Source organism: Burkholderia sp. Ac-20392 (assembly GCF_017104585.1).
Classification (GTDB): domain Bacteria; phylum Pseudomonadota; class Gammaproteobacteria; order Burkholderiales; family Burkholderiaceae; genus Burkholderia; species Burkholderia lata.
Map to the genome: position 1 here is coordinate 1 of NZ_JAAGPB010000775.1, position 2,723 is coordinate 2,723.

Consider the following 2,723-nt stretch of genomic DNA (forward strand, 5'->3'; position numbering starts at 1 on the left):
TCAGCGGCGGCGCGCGTCGCGCGGCCGCACCGTCGATTCGCGCACGACGAGCCGCGCCTCGAGCATCGTATGCGGGTCGGGCGACTTGCCCGCGAGCGCGTCGAGCAGCGTCGTCATTGCGACTTCGCCCGCGCGCTCGGTTTCGGTGTCGATCGAAGTGAGCGTGGGCGACGTGAGCTTGCCGAGTTCGAGGTTGTCGAAGCCGCACACGGCGACGTCGTGCGGGATCGCGATGCCGAGCCGCTCGGCTTCCTTGATGAAGCCGGCCGCGATCATGTCGTTGTAGCAGATCACCGCATCGGGCGGCTCGGCCGACAGCATCACCGACGCGCACACGCGCTCGCCGTCGGCCACCGTCGCGCGCGGCACGCTGAAGGTGCGCAGCGGCAGGCCGGCGCGCGCGAGCACCTGCTCGGCGCCGGCGCGGCGTTCGTCGTCACCGCGTGCGTTGGGCAGGCTGATGTACGCAAAGCGCTGGTACTTCTCCATCAGCAGGTGCTGCGCGAGCATCTCGCCCGCACGAACCGGATCGGAGTACAGCGTCAGCAGGCCGTCGCGCGGCGCGGAACCGACCGCGACCACCGGCTTGCCGAGGCTCGCGGTCCAGCGCAGGTCGTCGTCGGGCATGCTGGTGTTCAGGATCAGGCCGTCGACGCGCCGGCTCAGCTTCGTCAGCGCCGGCCGCTCGCCCTTGCGGTTCTCGTCGGCATCGACGATCAGGACGACGAAGTCGTTGCGCTGCGCGATCCGGTTCACGCCCTTGACCATCGCGGTGAAGTACGGGTTGAGAATGTCCTGGATCACGACGCCGACCGCGCCTGTCTGGCCGGTGGCCATCGAGCGCGCGAGCGGGTTCGACTCGTAGCCGAGCTGCTCGATCGCCTCGGCAATGCGGCGCTCGACGTCGGGCGAGAAGCGCTTCGTCTTGTTGATGAACTTCGAGACGGTTCCGATGGAGACGCCTGCAGCGGCGGCGACTTCGTTGATCTTGGCCACGATGAAAGTGAGTGTCAGTGCATTTTGCCGGCGAGCATAGCATGCGCGCCGGTGGCGGCGGCCGCGCGGCGGCATTGCATGCGTGCCGCGCGATCGGACTCGGTAGTATCCCTTGGAGGGCCAGAATTTTCTTGAAAAAGCGCAATCGCGCGCCGACAATGAAAACGCTTTCCCGTTTCGCGAGCATAGCACGCGCGCATTCCGTCCGAGATCCGGCGGAAAACGACGCACGGCAAACGCCGCGAAATTTTTTTGCCGAAAAGGGAAAGCGTTTTCCCAAATCGGGCGAGACGTGAACGAAAAGAAGGAGGAGATCTAGATGCGACAGTATGGGTGGATCGCGGCGCTGGCCCTGGCGGTGCCGGCCGTGGCGCAGGCTCAATCGAGCGTCACCGTATGGGGGCGTGTGGGCGGCGACGTGCAGTACCTGAGCGGCGTGCAGAACGGCCCGCATTCGACGGGCTCGCGCTTCTCGGAAGGCAACGACTGGGGGACGAGCATTCTCGGCATCACCGGCAAGGAGGATCTCGGCGGCGGCAACCAGGCCGTGTTCTGGCTCGAATCGTCGATCAACGCGGCGAACGGCAACTACGGCGGCGGCGTGCTGTTCCAGCGCGGCGCGTGGGTCGGCTTCAAGAACGAGCGCTACGGCTTCCTGCGGCTCGGGCAGGGTTCGTTCATCAACAGCTATATCTGGTCGTACGATCCGCTGCTCGAGGAAAACTATTCGGTCGAGTCGCTCACGTCCTACCGCAACGGCCCGAAACTGTCGAACGGGATCCGCTACGAATCGCCGAAGTTCGGCGGCTTCTCGTTCGCGCTGCAGGCGAACCTCGGTAACAGCTCGAACGGCTGGCTGCGCGGTTCGACGAACAACGTGGGTGCAACGGGCCTTTCCGATGGCGCGACGGTCGCGTACACGCACGGCGACTTCGAGGTGCGCGCCATCTGGAACGAGATCCGCAACCAGTACGGCCGCGAAGACAACCTGTTCACCGCGTCGCAGGAAGCGTTCATCGGCGTGCGCGACCGCTTCGGGCCCGCACTGGTGCAGCTCGGCTATACGCGCTACAGCGCGCCCGACACGCCGGCCGGCCTGTCGCGCACCGCGAACTACTACTGGGGCGGCGTGACGTACGACGCGACGCCGTTCCTGCATCTGCAGAGCGCCGTCTATTCGATGAAGATCGACGCCGGCCAGTGGACCGCCGACCACAGCGGCGAAGGGCGTTCGACGATCATCGGCCTCGGCGCGATGTACGACCTGTCGAAGCGCACGTTCCTGTATGCGACGGCCGCGCACGTGTTCAACAGCGCGGGGGCGAACCTGGGCGTGAACCCGCAGTCGCCGGGGCTCGGCAACGGCAACGGGCTCGGTGCGTCGCCGATGCCGGGGCACGGGCAGACGGGCGTCTACGCGGGTATCGAGACGCTCTTCTGATACGGGCCTGACGAAGCATCGAGCTGCAACCGTCAAACAGAGGAATCCTATGCAAGATGCAATACCACGGCCCGGCGGCCAAGCGCCGGCGCCGCGCCTGATCGCACTCGACTGGGGCACCACGTCGCTGCGCGCGTACCTGATGGCGGATGTGCGGACGGTGCTCGACGAGCAGGCCGCGCCGAAGGGCGTGATGCAGCTCGGCGGCGCGGGCATCGCGATCGCCGACGCGTGCGATGCGGCGTTCGAGGACGTGTGCGGCGCCTGGCTCGATGCGTGGCCGGCG

At 66.8% G+C, this 2,723-nt stretch carries 3 protein-coding genes; 2 read left to right on the forward strand and 1 reads right to left on the reverse strand.

The annotated features are described in order from the left end of the window. Window positions 1-996 (reverse strand): LacI family DNA-binding transcriptional regulator, encoded by a 996-nt coding sequence (locus G3N99_RS38055; protein ID WP_244132386.1) that lies wholly within the window; start codon window positions 994-996, stop codon window positions 1-3. 319 nt (window positions 997-1,315) lie between these two features. Between G3N99_RS38055 and G3N99_RS38060 the strand changes: the two genes are divergently transcribed. Then, on the forward strand, window positions 1,316-2,437 hold the full coding sequence (locus tag G3N99_RS38060) for a porin (protein ID WP_174932682.1): 1,122 nt from the start codon (window positions 1,316-1,318) through the stop codon (window positions 2,435-2,437). 49 nt (window positions 2,438-2,486) lie between these two features. Next, window positions 2,487-2,723 (forward strand): 2-dehydro-3-deoxygalactonokinase (locus G3N99_RS38065; protein ID WP_206124950.1); only part of this gene is annotated, 237 nt, incomplete at its 3' end.

Excerpts from the sequence above, each read along its gene's own strand:
- G3N99_RS38060 (WP_174932682.1), top strand. The coding sequence starts at position 1,316 with ATGCGACAGTATGGGTGGATCGCGGCGCTGGCCCTGGCGGTGCCGGCC.